This is a genomic window from Pseudonocardia zijingensis (assembly GCF_042657305.1).
Lineage (GTDB): Bacteria > Actinomycetota > Actinomycetes > Mycobacteriales > Pseudonocardiaceae > Pseudonocardia > Pseudonocardia zijingensis.
Genome location: NZ_JBHSKO010000001.1, coordinates 253,089 through 269,757 on the forward strand (window position 1 = coordinate 253,089; position 16,669 = coordinate 269,757).

Below are 16,669 nucleotides of genomic sequence, written 5' to 3' on the forward strand. Positions count from 1 at the left end.
GTTCGCCATGACAGTCCGGGGGCCCGAAGCCGTCGTCCTGCGCGCTCACCGCACGGACGTGGCGCAGCCGCCGAGCGCGGTGCTCGAGGTGGTCACGCTTCCCCCGGAGGAGCCGGGTCCCGGCCAGGTCCGGGTGCGCAACCTGTTCCAGCAGGTCATCGCCGCCGGCGGGGACCTCATGTTCGCCACCAGCCAGATCCCGGTGCCCGTCTTCCGCCCCGGCGAGCCGATCTACGGGCCGGCCGTCGGCAGGGTCGTCGAGTCCCGGGCCACCGATCTGCCGGTGGGCACCGTCGTGCTGCACATGTCCGGCTGGCGGGAGGAGAGCATCCTGGCGCCGGGCGATGCGTTCCCGGTGCCCGAGGGCGTCTTCCCCGGTCCCGAGTACCTGCTCAATCAGGGTGTCCCCGCCTACCACGGCATCGTGGACGTCGCCGAGGTGGGCGAGGGCGACGTCGTCCTCGTCAGCGGCGCCGCAGGCGGTGTCGGGTCGATGGCGGCCCAGATCGCCAAGGCGCGGGGCGCCGCGCGCGTGATCGGCATCGCGGGCGGACCAGAGAAGACCCGCTACCTCGTGGAGGAGCTCGGGCTCGACGCCGCCATCGACCACCGAGGCGAGGATCTCGACGACCGGCTCACCGAGCTCGCCCCCGACGGGATCACCGCCTTCTTCGACACCGTCGGCGGCTCCCAGTTCGAGGCGGCGCTGCGGCACACGGCGCACGGCGCCCGCTTCGCGCTGTGCGGCGTCCTCGCCGGCCAGGTCGGCGGCGGCGACGGCGGGCACCCGCGCCTCGACATCATGACCGCGCTCGTCCACGAGGTGCAGATCCGGCCCTTCAGCACCAGGCACACCCCGGAGCAGGTGCAGGCCTGGAACACCCACTACGCCGAGTGGTACGCCGAAGGCCGGATCACGTTCGCGCACACGCTGCTCGACGGCACCCTCGAGCGCGCCGTCACCGCTCAGGACGAGCTCCTGGCCGGCGTGCACCGCGGCAACGTCGTGGTGCGGCTCGCCGACCGGTAGCGGAGGTTGGTCAGGAGACCAGGGAGATCGGGGCCGTGGCGTGGTACCAGCTCTCCCGGCGCAGGAGCTCGAGCAGGGCCGTCTCCGCCGGGCCCGCGTGCTGGCGCACCACGGCGATGACCGGCTGGGACACGGCCGGGCCGACCGGCCGCGCGAGGTGCTCGTAGCCGCGGGGCACCGACGAGGCCGGCACGAGCGTCACGCCCAGCCCGTCGGCGGCCCAGCGCACGGCCGTCGCGGTCTGGGAGACGCGGGCGGCCGTGGTGGGGACCGGCTCGACGTCGCGCAGCGCGTTCAGCAGCACGGCGTCCAGCCCGCTCCCGCGGTCGAACCGGACCCACGCCTCGCCCGCCAGCGCGCCCAGGTCGACCCGGTCCGCGGCCAGCTGCGGGTGGCCCGCACCCAGCACCACGACGAACTCCTCGTCGCCGAGGCGGTGGGCGTCGGCCGGGGTCCGGTCGCACTTCGCCATCAGGGCGAGGTCCACCACACCCCGCCGGCACAGCCGGTCCATCTCTTCGGAACCCGGCTCCTCGAAGACGGTGACCTCCACGCGCGGGTAACGGCGGCGCAACGCCTCGAGCGCGCCCGGCAGCTGCCGCGTGCCGAAACCCATCTGCGCGGCCAGCACCAGCTCGCCCACCAGGTCGTCGGCGCCGGCGCGAGCCGTGGCCCGGGCCCGGCGCGCCGCGCGCACCGCGACCTCCGCCTCCCGCAGGAACGCCCGCCCGGCCACGGTGGGCACCAGCCCGGTGGGCGTGCGCGCGAACAGCTCCACGCCGAGGTCCCGCTCCAGGTTGCGGATCTGCTGGGACATGGACGGCTGGGCCACGTGCAGCCGCTCCGCCGCCGCCGTGACCGAGCCCTCGGCGGCGACGGCCAGGGCGTACTCGAACTGGCGGAGGCTCATCGGCTCCCGTCCTCTCCGACGTGTGTCCTGCAATGGTATGCAGTCGCGCCCTGACGTGACCCCGGGAGAAGATCGGTGCATGGAGGATCTCGCCCCGCTCGCCGGCGGCATCGTGTTGCGGGAGGCGGTGCCCGCCGACCTGCCCGCCGTCGTGGCGCTGCTCGCCGCCGACCAGCTGGGGGTGCACCGCGAGGCCGTGGACGACCCCGAGCCCTACCGCGCGGCGTTCGACGCGATCGCGGCCGACCCGGCACACCTGCTCGTCGTGGCCGTGGACGACGGCCGGGTGATCGGCACGATGCAGCTGAGCTTCATCCCCGGCCTCGCGCGCCGCGGGGCGTGGCGGGCGCAGATCGAGGGCGTCCGGGTGCACGCGGACGTCCGCAGCCGCGGCATCGGCGCGCAGATGATGCGGTGGGCGGTCGACGAGGCCCGGCGGCGGGGCTGCGCGCTCGTCCAGCTCACCACCGACAAGCAGCGCGCCGACGCGCACCGGTTCTACGAGCGCCTCGGGTTCGTCGCGTCGCACGAGGGGATGAAGCTGGCGTTGTAGCGGCCGGCGTGCCGCAGCTGTGCCACTCTCGGCACATGGCAGGCGTCGAGACGGAGCGGGCCGCGCCGGGTGCGCCCGTGGCCACGCTGCTGCCGGGACGCGGCTACGGCCCGCAAGCCCCGCTGCTCTACTACACGCGCATGCTGCTGCAGGGGCGCGGCTGGACGGTGCGCACCGTGCACTGGGAGCGCGTCCCCGGTCTCGACCCGGCCGACCCGGTGGCGGTGGCCGCCGTCGCGGAGGAACTGCTCGACGGCGCCGACCCGGCGCGCGACCTCGTCGTCGGCAAGTCGCTCGGCTCGCTCGCGCTGCCCGCGGCCGCCGAGCGCGGCCTGCCGGGCATCTGGCTCACCCCCCTCCTCGGGGTGGAGGCGGTGCGCCGCGCCGCGGCCCGCGCACCCGGGGCCACGCTGCTGATCGGGGGGGCACCGCCGACCCGTACTGGGACGGCGCCGCGGCCGCCGCCACCGGTGCCGCGGTGCACGAGGTGCCGGGTGCCGACCACTCCCTCGAGCGCCCCGGCGACCTGAAGGGCACGCTCGACGTGCTCGCGGGCGTCCTGTCCCGGATCGAGGCCCACCTGGGTGAGCTCGCCTCCCCCCGTGGTTCAGGAAAGCCACATTCAAGGCCGGAGCGGCCCTGAATGTGGCTTTCCTGAACTTCCGGAGCCTGGGCAGCCCGCCTCAGAGACCGAGCGCGACCGCTCGGCCCGCCTGCCGGCCCGAGAACAGGCAGCCGCCCAGGAACGTGCCCTCCAGCGACGCGTAGCCGTGCACGCCACCGCCGCCGAACCCGGCCACCTCGCCCGCGGCGTAGAGGCCGGGGAAGGGGGTGGTGTCGGGGCGCAGGACGCGTCCGGACAGGTCGGTCTGCAGGCCGCCGAGGGTCTTGCGGGTGAGCACGTGCAGCTGCACGGCGATCAACGGCCCGGCCGCCGGGTCGAGGATCTTGTGCGGGGAGGCGGTGCGGATCAGCCGGTCGCCGCGGTAGCGCCTGGCCCCGTGCAGGGCGGTGACCTGGGCGTCCTTGGTGAAGGGGTTGTCGATCTCGCGGTCGCGGGCGGCGATCTGCCCCTCGAGCACGGCGAGGTCGATCAGCGGTTCGTCGGTGAGCGCGTTCATCCCCGCCACGAGCTCGGGCAGGGTGTCGGCCACGACGAAGTCGGCGCCGTGCTCCTTGAAGGCCTCGACGGGGGCCGGTGCGCCCGGCCGGACGCGGGAGAGCACCTTGCGCAGGTCCTTGCCCGTGAGGTCGGGGTTCTGCTCGGAGCCCGAGAGGGCGAACTCCTTCTCGATGATCCGTTGGGTGAGCACGAACCAGGAGTGGTCGTGCCCGCTCGCGGTGATCGCGGCGAGCGTGGAGAGGGTGTCGAACCCGGGGAAGCACGGCGCGGGCAACCGGCGGCCCCGCGCGTCGAACCACAGCGACGACGGGCCGGCCAGGATCCGGATGCCGTGCCGGGCCCAGATCGGGTCCCAGTTGCGGATGCCCTCGGTGTAGTGCCACATGCGGTCGCGGTTGACGACGCGGGCGCCTGCCTGCTCGGTGATGCCGAGCATCCGCCCGTCCACGTGCTCGGGCACGCCGGAGATCATCTCGCGGGGCGCCGGGCCGAGCCGCGACGGCCAGTGCGCGCGGACGAGGTCGTGGTCGCCGCCGATCCCGCCGGACGTCACGATCACGGCTTGTGCGCGCAGGTCGAACTCGCCGACCTCGGTGCGTGAGCTCGCCGTGCCGCGCGCCGCGGAGCTGGGCTCGAGCACCACCCCGCGCACGCCGTCGACCGCGCCGTCGGTGACCCTGAGGCCGTCGACGCGGTGCCGTAACCGCAGGTCCACGAGCCCGCGCTCCGCTGCGTCGCGCACCTGGCGGACGAAAGGCGCCAGCAGCCCCGGCCCGGTGCCCCAGACGATGTGGAACCGCGGCACCGAGTTGCCGTGGCCGTGGGCGAGGCCCCCGCCGCGTTCGGCCCAGCCGACCACCGGGAACCAGCGCACGCCCAGCCCGTGCAGCCACGCGCGCTTCTCGGAGTGGGCGAAGTCGACGTAGGCGGTGGCCCACTGGCGGGCCCAGAAGTCCTCGCCCGCGGGGGCGTCGACGTCCCGGTCGAAGCCCGCGGTGCCGAGCCAGTCCTGCAGCGCGAGGTCGACGGAGTCGCGCACGCCCATCCGCCGCTGCTCGGGGCTGTCGACGAGGAACAGGCCACCGAACGACCAGAACGCCTGGCCGCCGAGGCTCGCCTCCGGTTCCTGGTCGAGCAGCAGCACCTTCTTGCCCGCGCCGGCGAGCTCGGCGGTGGCCACCAGCCCGGCGAGACCGGCTCCCACGACGATGACGTCGGCGTCCATCCGATCACCCTATGCAGCGCGCTGCACCCGGGCGAGCGCCGCGACGACCGCCGCGTACCCGGCCCGCGCCGCCCGTTCGACGCGCGCGGCGTCGGTGGTGAGCCCGCGGACGCCCTCGTCGCGTTCGGGGAGCAGCGCGAGCAGGTGGGCGCCGTCGCGGGACGGGTGCGCCGCGTCGTCGAGCACGGCGAGCACGGGTGCGTGCCTGCGGCTCTCCTGCGCCATCCGGCCCAGCCCCGGAGCGAGCCGGTCGAGGGCCCGCGCCCACCCGGCGGGCCCGCCGCCCTCGGTGCGGCGCAGCTCGGAGGCGGCCCGGGTGAACAGCGCGAGCACGTGGGTGGCGCCGTCGGTGAGCGCCCGCAGCACCGGCAGCGGCTCGCCGACGGACCCGTCGATCCACCGCCGCCCGTGCAGCTCGACCGCGGGGCCTGCGAGGAGCGGGATCGACGCGGTGGCCCGCAGCGCGAGCTTCCACTCCGGGGAGGTGGCCGGCTCCAGCACGTGGGCCGACAGGTCGTCGAGCGCGGTGGCGACCACGCGCAGCGGCACGGGGGAATCGCGCAGCCGGTCCCAGTCCAGCGGCTTCGAACGCACGAGGACGTCGTCGAGCAGGTGGTCCAGCGACACCAGTGGTCTGCGGGGGAACCGGCGGGGATCGATGAACTCCCGGCGCGCCATGTCCTCGTAGAAGATCGCCGCGGAGCCGCGGCCGCTGCCCAGCAGCAGCCCGGCACCGACGAAGGCGCCCGCCGAGCTGCCGTAGACCACGTCGAAGTACGGGGCCAGCCCGGCGTCGGACAGCGCGTGCACCATCCCGCCCGCGTACGCGCCGCGCATCCCGCCGCCGCTCACCGCGAGCGCGATGCGGTTGCCGTCGGCCCTGCTGCCCGCGGCTCGGCGCTGCAGCAGGGCGCGGATCACCTCGTCGTCGCCTGCAGGCACTCCCACGACACCGGATCATCCCTCGCGCCGCGGGAGCTCGGCCACGCCCCGGTCACGGCCCCGATCGGGTCGATCTTCGCGAAACGGACGGCGCCGCGGCCCGGGCGGCCGCAGGATCGGGAGGTGCGAGGTGCTGGGATGGCCGTGGTGTCCGCGTTGCTCGCCGCCGTCCTCGGCGGCCCGGCCGAGCCGCAGCAGGAACCGCCCCGGCAGGCATCGCCCCAGCAGCTCCCGCCGCTGCGGGTGAGCGATGACGGGCGCTACTTCGTCCACGAGGACGGCACGCCGTTCTTCTGGCTCGCCGACACGGCGTGGAGCATCTTCGTCAACCTCGACCGCGCCGAGGTCGAGCGCTACCTCGATGCGCGAGCGCAGCAGGGTTTCACGGTGATCCAGGCCGTCGCGGTGTTCCCGCAGGCCGGTGGGCCGGGACCCAACCGCTACGGGCACGACCCCCTGGCCGACGGGCTGACGCCCGCGGTGGCGCCGGGACCCGACGACGACTACTGGGACCACGTCGACTTCGTCGTGGCGGCCGCGGCCCAGCGCGGGCTGCGGATCGGGCTGCTGCCGGTCTGGGCGGACAAGCAGGTGGGCAAGCTCGTCACCACCTCGAACGCGCGGGCGTACGGCGAGTTCCTCGGCGCCCGGTACGGCCGGAACGTCGTGTGGATCATGGGAGGCGACCACGGGGCCGACGGCGTGGAGGACGTGTGGCGCCGGCTCGCCGAGGGCGTGGCGGTCGGGGTGAACGGCGGCGAGGACTACACGGGGCTGCTGATGACCTACCACCCCCGCGGCGACCAGACGTCCGCCGAGTGGTTCCACGGCGACGGGTGGCTGTCGTTCAACATGCTGCAGGGCGGGCACTGCCGGCGCTGGGACAACCTGCTCGGCCTCATCGAGGGCAACTGGGCGCAGACGCCGCCGAAGCCGTTCCTCGACGGCGAGTCGATCTACGAGGACCACCCGATCTGCTGGAAGCCCGAGGACGGCTTCGCCACCGAGGCGGACGTGCGCCGCAACGCGTACTGGAGCGTGTTCGGCGGCGCGGCCGGCCACACCTACGGCCACCACGCCGTCTGGCAGTTCCTCACCGAGGACCGGGAAGCCTCGTTGGGCGCCCGGGGCACGTGGACCGCGGCGCTCGACTTCCCAGCCGGGAAGCAGATGCGCCACGTGCGGGCGCTCGTGGAGTCGCGCCCGTACCTCACCCGGGTGCCGGACCAGTCGATCGTCGCCGCCGGGGACGTGCGCGCCACGCGCGACGCCGGCGGTTCGTACCTCATGGCCTACACGGTCGACGGTGAGCCGTTCGCCCTGGACACCACCGGGCTGTCCGGCCCGGCGCTGCGCGCCTGGTGGTTCGACCCGCGCACCGGCACGGCCACCGACGCGGGGCCGGCGCAGCGCGGGCCGTCGATCGAGTTCGCGCCCCCGGAGCGCGTCGACTTCGTGCTCGTGGTCGACGACGCCGCCCGCGGGTTCGCTCCTCCGGGCGATCACCGGAGGTAGGGTCGGCTGCGTGGCGCAGCTCAAGGTGGACGTGGAGCCCGAGGAGGTCGGGTTCGACCCGAAGCGGCTGGAGCGGGTCGTCTCGCACTTCCGCCGCTACGTCGACGACGGCAAGCTCGCCGGGTGGACGGTGGCCGTGGCCCGGCGCGGCCGGGTGGCGTTGCACGCCCACCACGGCCTCGCCGACGTCGAGGCCGATCGCCCGGTGGGTGACGACACGATCTGGCGCATCTACTCGATGACCAAGCCGATCACCTCGGTGGCCGTGCTGATGCTGTACGAGCGCGGCCTGCTCGAGCTCACCGACCCGGTGTCCCGCTACCTCCCCGCCTTCGCCGACCTGCGGGTCTACCGCAGCGGCTCCGCGGCCAACCCGGGCACGGCCCCCGCGTCGGAGCCGATGCGCATCTGGCACCTGCTCACCCACACGTCCGGGCTCACGTACGGCTGGCACCACGCGCACGCCGTCGACGAGGTCTACCGCGCGAAGGGCTTCGAGTTCGGGGCTCCCCGCGGCATGGACCTCGCTGCCGCCTGCGACGCGTGGGCGGGCCTCCCGCTGCTGTTCGAGCCCGGCACGGAGTGGAACTACTCGGTGGCCACCGACGTGCTCGGCCGCATCGTCGAGGTGGTGTCCGGGCAGCGGCTGGACAGGTTCTTCGCCGAGGAGGTGTTCGCGCCGCTCGGCATGGACGACACGGCGTTCCACGTCGCCGCGGACGAGGTCGAGCGGCTCGCCGCGCTCTACATGCGCAATCCGGAGGGCGGACTGCTGCGCAACACCGCGATGGGCGACGCCGCCACCCGCGAGCCCACGTTCCTGTCCGGCGGCGGCGGCCTGGTCTCCACGGCGGCCGACTACCACCAGTTCACGCAGATGCTCGCCCGCGGCGGTGAGCTCGACGGCGTCCGGCTGCTGAGCCCGCACACCGTGGCGTTCATGACCCGCAACCACCTGCCCGGCGGCGCCGACCTCGAGCAGTTCGGTCGGCCGATCTCGTCCGAGTCGTACAACCAGGGGGTCGGGTTCGGGCTCGGCGTGTCGGTGGTGGTCGACGCCTCCGCGGGGAAGGTGCTCACGCACGAGGGCGAGTACGCGTGGGGCGGGCTCGCCAGCACCGCGTTCTACGTCGACCCGGCCGCGGAGGTCACCGCGATGTTCTTCACCCAGCTGCTGCCCTCGGGTGCCTACCCGATCCGCTCGCAGCTGCGGGCGCTCGTCAACCAGGCCCTGGTGGACTGATCACGATGTCCAACGCGCTCGCGCTCGTCATCCGGGTGGCCGTGGTGGCGGTCAGCCTCTGGGTGGCCACACTGATCGTTCCGGGAATCGACAACACCGCCGGCACCACTTCCAGCAGAATCGGCACGCTGGTAGCGGTTGCATTGATCTTCGGCCTCGTGAATGCGGTGCTGAAGCCATTGATCAAAGTGGTCGGCTGCCCGTTCTACATCCTCACGCTCGGCTTGATCGGACTCGTCGTCAACGCGCTCCTGTTCATGCTCGTGGGAGCGCTCGCAAGCGGGCTCGGGCTGCCGTTCGTGGTGGGCGGTTTCGGGGCGGCTTTCCTCGGGGCGATCGTGGTGGCCGTGGTCGGCTTCCTGCTCCACGTCCTGATCCCCGACAGCCTCGACCAGCGCTAGACGGGCCACACCTCGCGGCGGTACCCGGCGTCCCAGAACATCCACTCGTACGTCGAGGTCCGGCGGAAGTGCTGGCGCATCAGCGCGCTCTCGGTGTCGGAGAGCGTCTCGCCCACGCGGTCGGTGAGCTCCAGCACCGAGTCGACCACGGCCTGGAACTCGTCGCCGCCGTACGTGGCGATCCAGCGGGCGTAGAGGGGGTCGGGTGAGCTGCGGGCCAGCAGCTCGTCGCCGACCCGGGCGTAGATCCAGTAGCACGGGAGCACCGCGCCGAGCGCCTCGGCGAACGACCCGCCGTACCCGGTGGCCAGCAGGTAGCTGACGTAGGCCTGGGTGGTGGGCGCCACCGGCTCGAGCGCCGCCTCCTCCGGCGAGGAACCCAGCTCGGCCATCAGCGCGGCGTGCATGTCGCGTTCGGCGGCGATGGCCTGGGCGGCGTGTTCGGCGAACATCACCGTGCCGCTCTCGTCGGGTGCCTTGGCGGCGCAGATCGCCAGCGCACGCGCGTACCCGCGCAGGTAGTGCGCGTCCTGAACGATGTAGTGCCGGAACGACTCCCGCGGTAGCGTGCCGTCCGCCAGCCCGGTGAGGAACGGGTGGGCGAGGATCGCGGCGTAGATGTCCTCGACGTCCGCCCACAGGACGTCTCGGGTGTGCAGGGTGGAGCTGGCCGGGGTCACCATGCCTGCGACGCTACGACGGCCCGCGGCCCGGGGGAAGCGGCTCCTCCGCGGCAATTGCACCAGAGGTTTGCCTGGGCAATTGCAGGGAACTCCCCTTCCTGTGCACAGGTCCGAGAGGCCCCAGGAAATGAGATGTCGCTCACTCTTCCGTACGCTTATCTCCTGCGTCCCGACACGGGTAGTTCACCATGGAGCCACCCACGGGCGGCGACTCAACGCCGAGCGCGTCGGACCGCATGCTCCCCGCGGAAGGTGAGTCGAATGGATCCCGCACCGATGGACCACCACGAGAAGATGCGCCTGCGTGCCGCAGCGTTCCGGGCCACCCGGCTGTACCCCGGCCCGGTCGGCGAGCTCGTGTCCCGCGAGCTGCTCACCTGGGAGGAGTTCGGGTACCGGCTCGGTGGTGAGCAGCTGGTGATGCGGCTGGTCGACCACGTGCTCAAGACGCCGATCCCGCAGCCGGCGGCTGAGGCCGAAGTCGACGCTGCGTAGCCGGGCGCCGGTCCCGCGTCACCGCTCGTAGGTGGCGGTGAGGGCCGAGTCGCCCGGAGGTATGCCGTCGGCGAGTGCGCCCGCGGTGGCGGCCAGCACGAGCATGGCGGCCAGCGTGACGAAGCTGCCGGCGTGGCCCACGAACGCGATCCCGGCGCGCACCCGCGCGGCCCGGCGACGACGCGTGGCGCGAGTGGTGGGGTACGCGGCAGGAGCGGCCATGCTCCTGGTATCGCGCCGAGATCGCCGGTCGTTAACCGGGCGGGGTCAACCGGTCGCGGAGCGCACGTTTGAGCACCTTGCCCGCGGCCGAGACCGGGATCTCGTCCACCAGGTGCACCTCGCGCAACCGCTTGTACGGGAGCACCTGCGCGTTGACCGCCTCCATCAGCGACGTGGCGTCGGGCGGGTGGAGGCCCGGCGCCACCACGAACGCCACCGGCAGCTCGCCCGCCACGGGGTCGGGCCGCCCGACCACGGCGGCCGCCGCCACACCCGGACGCGCGTGCAGCAGCTCCTCCAGTTCCCGCGGGTACACGTTGTAGCCCTTGTAGAGCAGCATGTCCTTCTTGCGGTCGATGATCGACAGGTAGCCGTCGCCGTCGAGGGCGCCGATGTCGCCGGTGCGCAGCCAGCCGTCCACGAGCACCGCGGCCGTCTCCTCCGGCCGGTCGGCGTAGCCCGCCATCACCTGGGGTCCCCGGATGCACACCTCGCCCGGTTCGCCCGGCGGCAGCGGCTCGAGGTCGGTCGCCGCAGGGTCGACGAGGCGCACCTCGGTGTCGTCGACGGGTGGCCCGACGGTGCCCGGCTTGCGCACACCCGAGCGGTTCATGGGGGCCTGCGTGGCCACCATCGTGACCTCGGTGAGCCCGTAGCCCTCCGCGATCACGACGTCCGGCCCGAACCGGGCGCGCAACGCCTCGATCATCCCCAGCGGCATCGGCGCGGCCCCGGAGGTGATGGTCCGGACCGACGAGAGGTCGCGCGTGGCCAGGTCGGGATGACGCAGCAGCGCGGCGAAGAGCGGCGGGGCGCCGCCCATCGTGGTGACGCGGAACCGTTCGGCGTCGGCGAGGTAGGCGCCCGGCTCGAACCGGTCGTGGAGCACCAGCGTGTCGCCCCTCAGCAGCGGCACGTTCATCCCGCCGATCGTGCCCATGGCGTGGAACCAGGGGGTGACCGTGACGGCCCGCCCGGTGCCCAGCCGCACCGGCCGCTCCTGCGGCGGCTCCACCTGGCGGAGCACGAGGCCACCCGAGCCGTCGAGCTCGGGCACCGAGCCGCTGCCCCAGCACGCCGACTGGAGGGTGTTGACCACGACGTTGCGGTGCGGGAGCCGCACACCCTTCGAACGCCCGGTGGTGCCGCCGGTGTAGGCGAGGTGGGCGAGGTCGGCGCGCACGTCGAGCTCGACGTCGGGCGGCACCGCGGGGGCGTCGGCGTGGAACGCCTCGAAGTCCACCGCGCCCGGCACGGTGACCGCGGCGCCGGGGTCGATCGCCTGCGCGCGGTCGGTGGCCAGGACGAGCCGGATCCGGGTGTGCGGCAGCGCGGCCACGAGGGCGGGGGCCGCCCGCGCCCACGTCACGGCGGCGACGGCGCCGCAGTCGGCGAGCTGTGCGGCCAGGTCGGCCGGCGGGAGGAGCGGGTTGGCCGGGGAGAAGGTGGCGCCCGCCATGAGGGTGCCGTAATAGGCGATCGCGTACTGCGGGCAGTTCGGCAGGTGCAGCGTCACCACGGCGCCACGCCCGATCCCCGCCTCGAGCAGCGCCTGCGCGAAGGCCGCCGCCCGCTCGTGCAGCTGCGCGAACGTGAGCTCCCGCCCGTAGTAGTGCAGCGCGGGCTGCGGGCCGAACCGCCGGGCCGACCCGGAGAGGATCGCGCCGACCGCAACCTCCGGGTAGTCCATCAGCGGACCCCGCCGGGCGTGAACGCCACCGGGAGCTCCTTGATCCCGTTGATGAACATCGAGGTCAGCCGCCGGGGCGGCGCCGTGGCGGCGATGTCGGGCACACGCGTGAGGAGCTCGCGGAACATCACCGTCATCTCCCGGCGCGCGAGGTGCGCACCGAGGCAGAAGTGCGGCCCGGCGCCGCCGAAGCCGACGTGCGGGTTCGGCGAGCGGCGGACGTCGAACGCGTCCGGGTCGTGGAAGTGGGCGGGGTCGCGGTTGGCCGCCCAGTAGAAGAGCGCGACCTTGTCGCCCTCGCGCATCTCCTGCCCGCCCAGCACGGCGTCGGTGGCGAGCGTGCGCCGCATGTAGATCACCGGCGACGCCCACCGGACGATCTCCTCCACGGCCGTGGGCATGACGCCGTCGACGTCGGCCAGCCACGCGGCCCGCTGCTCGGGGTGCTCGGTGAGCAGGTGCAGGCCCCAGCTGATCGCGTTGCGGGTGGTCTCGTTGCCGGCCACGACCAGCAGGATGAAGAAGCTCGCCAGCTCGTCGGGGGTGAGCCGCTCACCGTCGACCTCGGCGTTGACCAGGGCCGACGTGACGTCGTCCGTGGGGTTGTCGACGCGGTGGGCGCCCAGCTCCCGCATCAGCTCGGCCAGGTCGTGGCCCGCCTGCAGCAGCGCGGTGACGATGTTCTCGGTGCACGCCACGTACTCGGGGTCGTTCGGGCCGAGGATGACGTTGGTGCGGTCGAACACGAACCCGTACTGGCTCGGCGGCACACCCATCATGTCGCACACGATCTTGAGCGGCAGGCGGGCGGAGATCGCGCTGACCGCGTCGCACTCGCCCTGGTCGATCACGTCGTCGACGATGGTGCGGGCGGTGCGCTCCACCTCGTCGGTGAGCTGGGCCAGGCGCCTCGGGGTGAAGCCGCGGGAGACGATGCGGCGCAGCCGGGCGTGCCGCGGGTCGTCCATGTTGATCATCGACCCGTAGAACTCGCGGAACTCCGGCGGCTGGTCCACGACGTTGGTGGCGCCGCTGCCGGAGGTGAACACCGCCGCGTTGCGGCTGGCCTCGGCGACGTCGTCCAGCCGGGTGAGGGCCCAGAAGCCGGGGCCGCGGGGGAGCCCGATGTCGGGCTCCGGGAAGAACGGCACCGGCTCGCGCTCCCGCAAGGCGGCGAACGCGGCGGCGCGCCCGGCGATCGGTGCCGTCCAGAACCCGAGGTCGGACAGGTCCGGCCGATCGGCCCAGGTGCCCGTGGCGGTGCTGGCGCTCATGTCGATCTCCCCCCCGATTGTGGACCGGATCACATCCACACTAGTTACCGGGAGGTAGGACTCAAGGGGTCGATCGGGCCGCCGCCGGTTGTTCCGGGGTCAGCAGCCCGCGGGCGTAGGCGACGCTGACCGCCTCCGTGCGGCTGCTCGCGCCGAGTTTCGCCATCACGCGCGACAGGTGCACGCTCACGGTCTTCTCGCTGATGAACAGCTCCGCGCCGACCTGCCGGTTGGTGTGCCCCTGAGCGACGAGCGCGAGGACCGACTGCTCCCGCGGGGTGAGGGGCCCGAGCCCGGGCGCGGGTGCGGGTGCGGCGGCCTCGAGCCGCACCCCCGCCCGCCTCGCCAGCTCGCCGACCGCGCCCGCGAGCGGTGTGGCTCCCAATGCGGTGGCCGTGGCGTGCGCCGCGCGCAGGCCGGGCTCCACCCGGGAGGGGCCACCGCCGCTCGCGAGCACGGCCTCGGCCTGCCGCAGGAGGGCGTACGCCTGGCGGTAGCCGACGGAGGCGGGACCGCAGTCCGTGCCTCCCGACTCGTAGGAGAAGGCGTCGACGACCTCCTGCCACGCCGCGGGATCGGGCGTGCCGAGCCGGGTGAGCTCGGCACGGGCGCGGCGCAACCACGCGGCGCCCTCCGGCCCGAGCGTGCCCGCGCGGGGCAGGCCGTGCTCGGCCGCGTGCTCGGCGATGCGCACCATCTCGCGCGCCGCGACCGCGGCCTCCGCGACGGGTTGCAGTCCCGCCGCCGCCATGTCGGCGTGGGCAGCCGCCCCGAGGGCCCCGAGCAGGATTCCCCCCAGGTGGGGCACGTGCTCGGCGGACGTGGTGGCGAGGTGGGCGATGGCCTCCGCCGCACGGCGCGCCGCCTCCTGCGGCCTGCCCTGCCAGAGGGCGGCCTCGGCGCCCGCCTGCCCCCCGAGCAGGATCACCTGCTCGTCGACCTGGGCGGAGTCGTGCAGCTCCGCGAGCCGCCGCTCCGTGGGCGCGAACCGGCCTCGCCCCACCGCGGTGAGCAGGCCCGCCGCTGCGAGCCGCACGGCGACGACCGCGGACACCGACTCGCCCGCGATCTCGGCGGCCGCCTCCGCCGCGTCCCAATCGCCACACATGAACCGGGTGATCACGTGGGCCACCCGCAGGTTCAGCCCGTACGCGCTCCACGTGGTGCCGGTGGCCGCGGCGCGCTCCTCGCCCGCGGCGAACTCCGCACCGGCCTCCGCCAGCCGGCCCTCGTCGAGGAGGGAGATCCCCAGCGAGTAGGTGGCGCGCAGCTCGACGGCCAGGTTGCCGGACCGCCGCGCCAGCGGCTTGGCCTCCCCGAGGAGCTTGCGGGCGCGCGCCGGATCGCCGCCGTACTCCGCGCACACCGCGAGCGAGACCCGCGCGTCGGCCTTGGCGGCGTCGAGGTCGCCGTCGGGGTCGGGCGGCAGGTGCCGGGCCACGTCGAGCGCGGTCTCGGCCTCGGCGACGGCCTCGGGGAACCGGTCGATCCGGGTGAGCACGCGGGCCAGCGTGGTGTGGATCCAGGTGAGCTCGGCCGACGGCGGCTCGCGCTCCAGCAGCTCCAGCGCGCGGCGGGCCGCCGCGAGGGCCTCCTGCTCCCGACCGGGGAGGTCGAGCAACCGCATGGCGTACCGCTGCCCGATCCGGGCGGTGATCGCCGGATCGCCGCGCTCCTCGGCGAGCTCGAGCGCCCGCCTGCCGAGCGCGATGCCCCGGTCGGGATCGCCGGTGCTGCTCGCGCCCCACGCCGCCCACCGGGTGACCTCGCACTCGTCGACACCGGCCACCGCCTCGGCATCGGGCACGGCGCGCCACAGCTCGATGGCCCGCTCTGCGTGCAGCAGGACCTCCGCCGGGGCCTCGCGGTCGTCGGCCTCCAACGCCGCCTGCACCGACGCGGCCAGCGCGAGCCGCAGGTCGTGGCCCGCCATCGCGTGGTGGGCCAGCTCGGCGGCCCGGCCCGGCTCGGCCACGCCGCGTGGGCCGGCGCCATCCGGCACCGCGAGCAGCTCGGCGTAGCGGGCGTGCACCCGGCTCCGCTCGCCGGGCAGCAGCTCGTGGTAGATCGCCTCGCGCAGCAGGGCGTGCCGGAACTGGTAGCCGTCGTCGGCGCCGAGCGAGCCCGGGTCGTCGTCGTCCGCCACCAGCACGTGGTGGGCGACCGCCTCGCGCAACGCCTGCTCGAGGTCGTCGTCGGAGAGGCCGGACACCGCGCACAACCCCCGGTGGCTGACCCTCCGCCCGGCCACCGACGCGATCCGCAGCACGCGCTGCGTGGTGGCGGACAGCCCCTCGACGCGGGCCACGAGGACCTCGACGAGGCCGTGCGGCAGGCCGTCGGACGATGCCGACACCAGCTCCTCGGCGAAGAACGCGTTGCCCTCGCTGCGCCGGGCGATCCCCCGCAGCTTCGGCTCGGCGAGATGCCCGTCGGCGAGCAGGCGCACCAGCGCGAGGGACTCGCCCGCGTCGAGCGGCCCCAGGTCGATCCGCTCCACCTGGGGCAGCCGCACCAGCTCCGAGAGCAGCGGCCGCAGCGGGTGGCGCCGGTGCAGGTCGTCGCTGCGGTAGGTGGCGAGCACCACCAGCCGCTGGCCGGTGAGCCGGGAGAGCAGGAAGAAGAGCAGGTCGCGGCTGGAGCGGTCGGACCAGTGCATGTCCTCCACCACCAGCAGCGCGGGCGTGGCGACCGTGAGGCGGTCGAGCACCGACAGCACCGCGTCGAACACCTGGAGCTGGCCCAGCTCGCGCCGCTCGCCGGTGGCGGCGGCCCGCGCGAAGCCGCCCGGCAGCAGGTGGCGCAGCGCGGCGTGCTCGGCCACCAGCTCGGGACGCGTGGCCTCCAGCGCTCCCACGATCTCGGTGAACGGCAGGTACGGCAGCGCGGACTCTGCGGTGTCGATGCAGCGGCCCACCAGCACCGTGAACCCCGCGGCCGCCGCCCGCTCGACGGCCTCGGCGACCAGCCGGGACTTGCCCACCCCGGCGTCGCCCGACATCAGCAGGCCGGTGGGCCTGCCGACCGCGGCACGGTCGAGCGCGCCGGTGAGCGCGGCCACCTCCGACCGACGCCCGACCAGCTCGATCCCGACCCCCAGCCGCGCCACACAGGTCATCGTGACACGGCGTACCGACGTTCTGCCTCGTCATTGTCGGCCGTCGCGCGGGCAGGCGGATCCCCTCGTGACGGCTCCACGCGGACGCTGCGGGCCCGGCGGGCGAGCCGGGCGAGCCGGTAGTTCTCGGCGTCGGCGAGCAGCGCGGCGCGGCGGAGCTCGGACTCTGCGGTCAGGTGGTTGTAGTCGATGAACATGCCACCAGGTTCGGCCTGAGGGGCCCTCCGCCACATCGGAAGATCACG

17 protein-coding genes are annotated in these 16,669 nt (G+C 74.2%); 8 read left to right on the top strand and 9 right to left on the bottom strand.

Going from position 1 to position 16,669, the window contains the following annotated elements; all coding sequences use genetic code 11:
- Nucleotides 1-7: 7 nt before the first annotated feature.
- Complete coding sequence (locus tag ACFPL3_RS01425) at nucleotides 8-1,030, top strand: NADP-dependent oxidoreductase (RefSeq protein ID WP_343941436.1); 1,023 nt, start codon at nucleotides 8-10, stop codon at nucleotides 1,028-1,030.
- Nucleotides 1,031-1,040: 10 nt separating this feature from the next.
- On the opposite strand, the gene ACFPL3_RS01430 is transcribed toward ACFPL3_RS01425, so the two are convergent.
- Entirely contained in the window at nucleotides 1,041-1,940 is a 900-nt protein-coding gene (locus ACFPL3_RS01430; RefSeq protein ID WP_343941435.1) for a LysR family transcriptional regulator, read from the bottom strand.
- A gap of 79 nt (nucleotides 1,941-2,019) precedes the next feature.
- Between ACFPL3_RS01430 and ACFPL3_RS01435 the strand changes: the two genes are divergently transcribed.
- Genes ACFPL3_RS01435 through ACFPL3_RS01445 form a run of 3 tightly spaced genes read left to right on the top strand, consistent with a single transcriptional unit; the run spans nucleotide 2,020 to nucleotide 3,136 of the window.
- Complete coding sequence (locus ACFPL3_RS01435) at nucleotides 2,020-2,493, top strand: GNAT family N-acetyltransferase (protein ID WP_343941434.1); 474 nt, start codon at nucleotides 2,020-2,022, stop codon at nucleotides 2,491-2,493.
- A gap of 35 nt (nucleotides 2,494-2,528) precedes the next feature.
- Nucleotides 2,529-3,023 carry a hypothetical protein gene (locus tag ACFPL3_RS01440; RefSeq protein WP_343941433.1) on the top strand — a complete coding sequence of 165 codons (495 nt, stop codon included), beginning with the start codon at nucleotides 2,529-2,531 and terminating at the stop codon, nucleotides 3,021-3,023.
- On the top strand, nucleotides 2,981-3,136 hold the full coding sequence (locus tag ACFPL3_RS01445) for a hypothetical protein (protein WP_343941432.1): 156 nt from the start codon (nucleotides 2,981-2,983) through the stop codon (nucleotides 3,134-3,136). Before ACFPL3_RS01440 ends, ACFPL3_RS01445 begins: the two co-directional genes overlap by 43 nt.
- Nucleotides 3,137-3,176: 40 nt before the next feature.
- Here ACFPL3_RS01445 and ACFPL3_RS01450 read toward each other — a convergent pair whose 3' ends face one another.
- Nucleotides 3,177-4,841 carry an FAD-binding dehydrogenase gene (locus ACFPL3_RS01450; protein ID WP_343941431.1) on the bottom strand — a complete coding sequence of 555 codons (1,665 nt, stop codon included), beginning with the start codon at nucleotides 4,839-4,841 and terminating at the stop codon, nucleotides 3,177-3,179.
- Nucleotides 4,842-4,850: 9 nt separating this feature from the next.
- A complete protein-coding gene (locus tag ACFPL3_RS01455) occupies nucleotides 4,851-5,789 on the bottom strand; it encodes a patatin-like phospholipase family protein (RefSeq protein ID WP_343941430.1) in 939 nt (312 codons plus the stop codon).
- Nucleotides 5,790-5,921: 132 nt separating this feature from the next.
- Here ACFPL3_RS01455 and ACFPL3_RS01460 point away from each other — a divergent pair, with 132 nt between their 5' ends.
- Genes ACFPL3_RS01460 through ACFPL3_RS01470 form a run of 3 tightly spaced genes read left to right on the top strand, consistent with a single transcriptional unit; the run spans nucleotide 5,922 to nucleotide 8,942 of the window.
- Complete coding sequence (locus ACFPL3_RS01460; RefSeq protein WP_343941429.1) at nucleotides 5,922-7,298, top strand: glycoside hydrolase family 140 protein; 1,377 nt, start codon at nucleotides 5,922-5,924, stop codon at nucleotides 7,296-7,298.
- A gap of 10 nt (nucleotides 7,299-7,308) precedes the next feature.
- Entirely contained in the window at nucleotides 7,309-8,541 is a 1,233-nt protein-coding gene (locus ACFPL3_RS01465) for a serine hydrolase domain-containing protein (RefSeq protein WP_343941428.1), read from the top strand.
- A gap of 5 nt (nucleotides 8,542-8,546) precedes the next feature.
- Nucleotides 8,547-8,942 carry a phage holin family protein gene (locus ACFPL3_RS01470; protein WP_343941427.1) on the top strand — a complete coding sequence of 132 codons (396 nt, stop codon included), beginning with the start codon at nucleotides 8,547-8,549 and terminating at the stop codon, nucleotides 8,940-8,942.
- On the opposite strand, the gene tenA is transcribed toward ACFPL3_RS01470, so the two are convergent.
- Nucleotides 8,939-9,625 (bottom strand): thiaminase II, encoded by a 687-nt coding sequence (tenA, locus tag ACFPL3_RS01475; protein WP_343941426.1) that lies wholly within the window; start codon nucleotides 9,623-9,625, stop codon nucleotides 8,939-8,941. The two genes, ACFPL3_RS01470 and tenA, sit on opposite strands and share 4 nt — an antisense overlap.
- Nucleotides 9,626-9,886: 261 nt before the next feature.
- Here tenA and ACFPL3_RS01480 point away from each other — a divergent pair, with 261 nt between their 5' ends.
- On the top strand, nucleotides 9,887-10,120 hold the full coding sequence (locus ACFPL3_RS01480) for a hypothetical protein (protein ID WP_343941425.1): 234 nt from the start codon (nucleotides 9,887-9,889) through the stop codon (nucleotides 10,118-10,120).
- 18 nt (nucleotides 10,121-10,138) lie between these two features.
- On the opposite strand, the gene ACFPL3_RS01485 is transcribed toward ACFPL3_RS01480, so the two are convergent.
- From ACFPL3_RS01485 to ACFPL3_RS01505, 5 genes are all read right to left on the bottom strand, one after another.
- A complete protein-coding gene (locus ACFPL3_RS01485; RefSeq protein ID WP_343941424.1) occupies nucleotides 10,139-10,342 on the bottom strand; it encodes a hypothetical protein in 204 nt (67 codons plus the stop codon).
- A gap of 31 nt (nucleotides 10,343-10,373) precedes the next feature.
- Nucleotides 10,374-12,032: a class I adenylate-forming enzyme family protein gene (locus ACFPL3_RS01490; protein WP_343941423.1), complete on the bottom strand. Its 1,659-nt coding sequence runs from the start codon at nucleotides 12,030-12,032 to the stop codon at nucleotides 10,374-10,376.
- The gene (locus ACFPL3_RS01495; RefSeq protein ID WP_343941422.1) at nucleotides 12,032-13,306 is read right to left on the bottom strand and encodes a cytochrome P450; all 1,275 of its coding nucleotides are present in this window, start codon (nucleotides 13,304-13,306) and stop codon (nucleotides 12,032-12,034) included. Before ACFPL3_RS01495 ends, ACFPL3_RS01490 begins: the two co-directional genes overlap by 1 nt.
- Before the next feature lie 61 nt (nucleotides 13,307-13,367).
- Entirely contained in the window at nucleotides 13,368-16,415 is a 3,048-nt protein-coding gene (locus ACFPL3_RS01500; protein ID WP_343941421.1) for a helix-turn-helix transcriptional regulator, read from the bottom strand.
- Between the two features lie 5 nt (nucleotides 16,416-16,420).
- Nucleotides 16,421-16,621 (bottom strand): hypothetical protein, encoded by a 201-nt coding sequence (locus tag ACFPL3_RS01505; protein WP_343941420.1) that lies wholly within the window; start codon nucleotides 16,619-16,621, stop codon nucleotides 16,421-16,423.
- Between the last annotated feature and the right edge of the window lie 48 nt (nucleotides 16,622-16,669).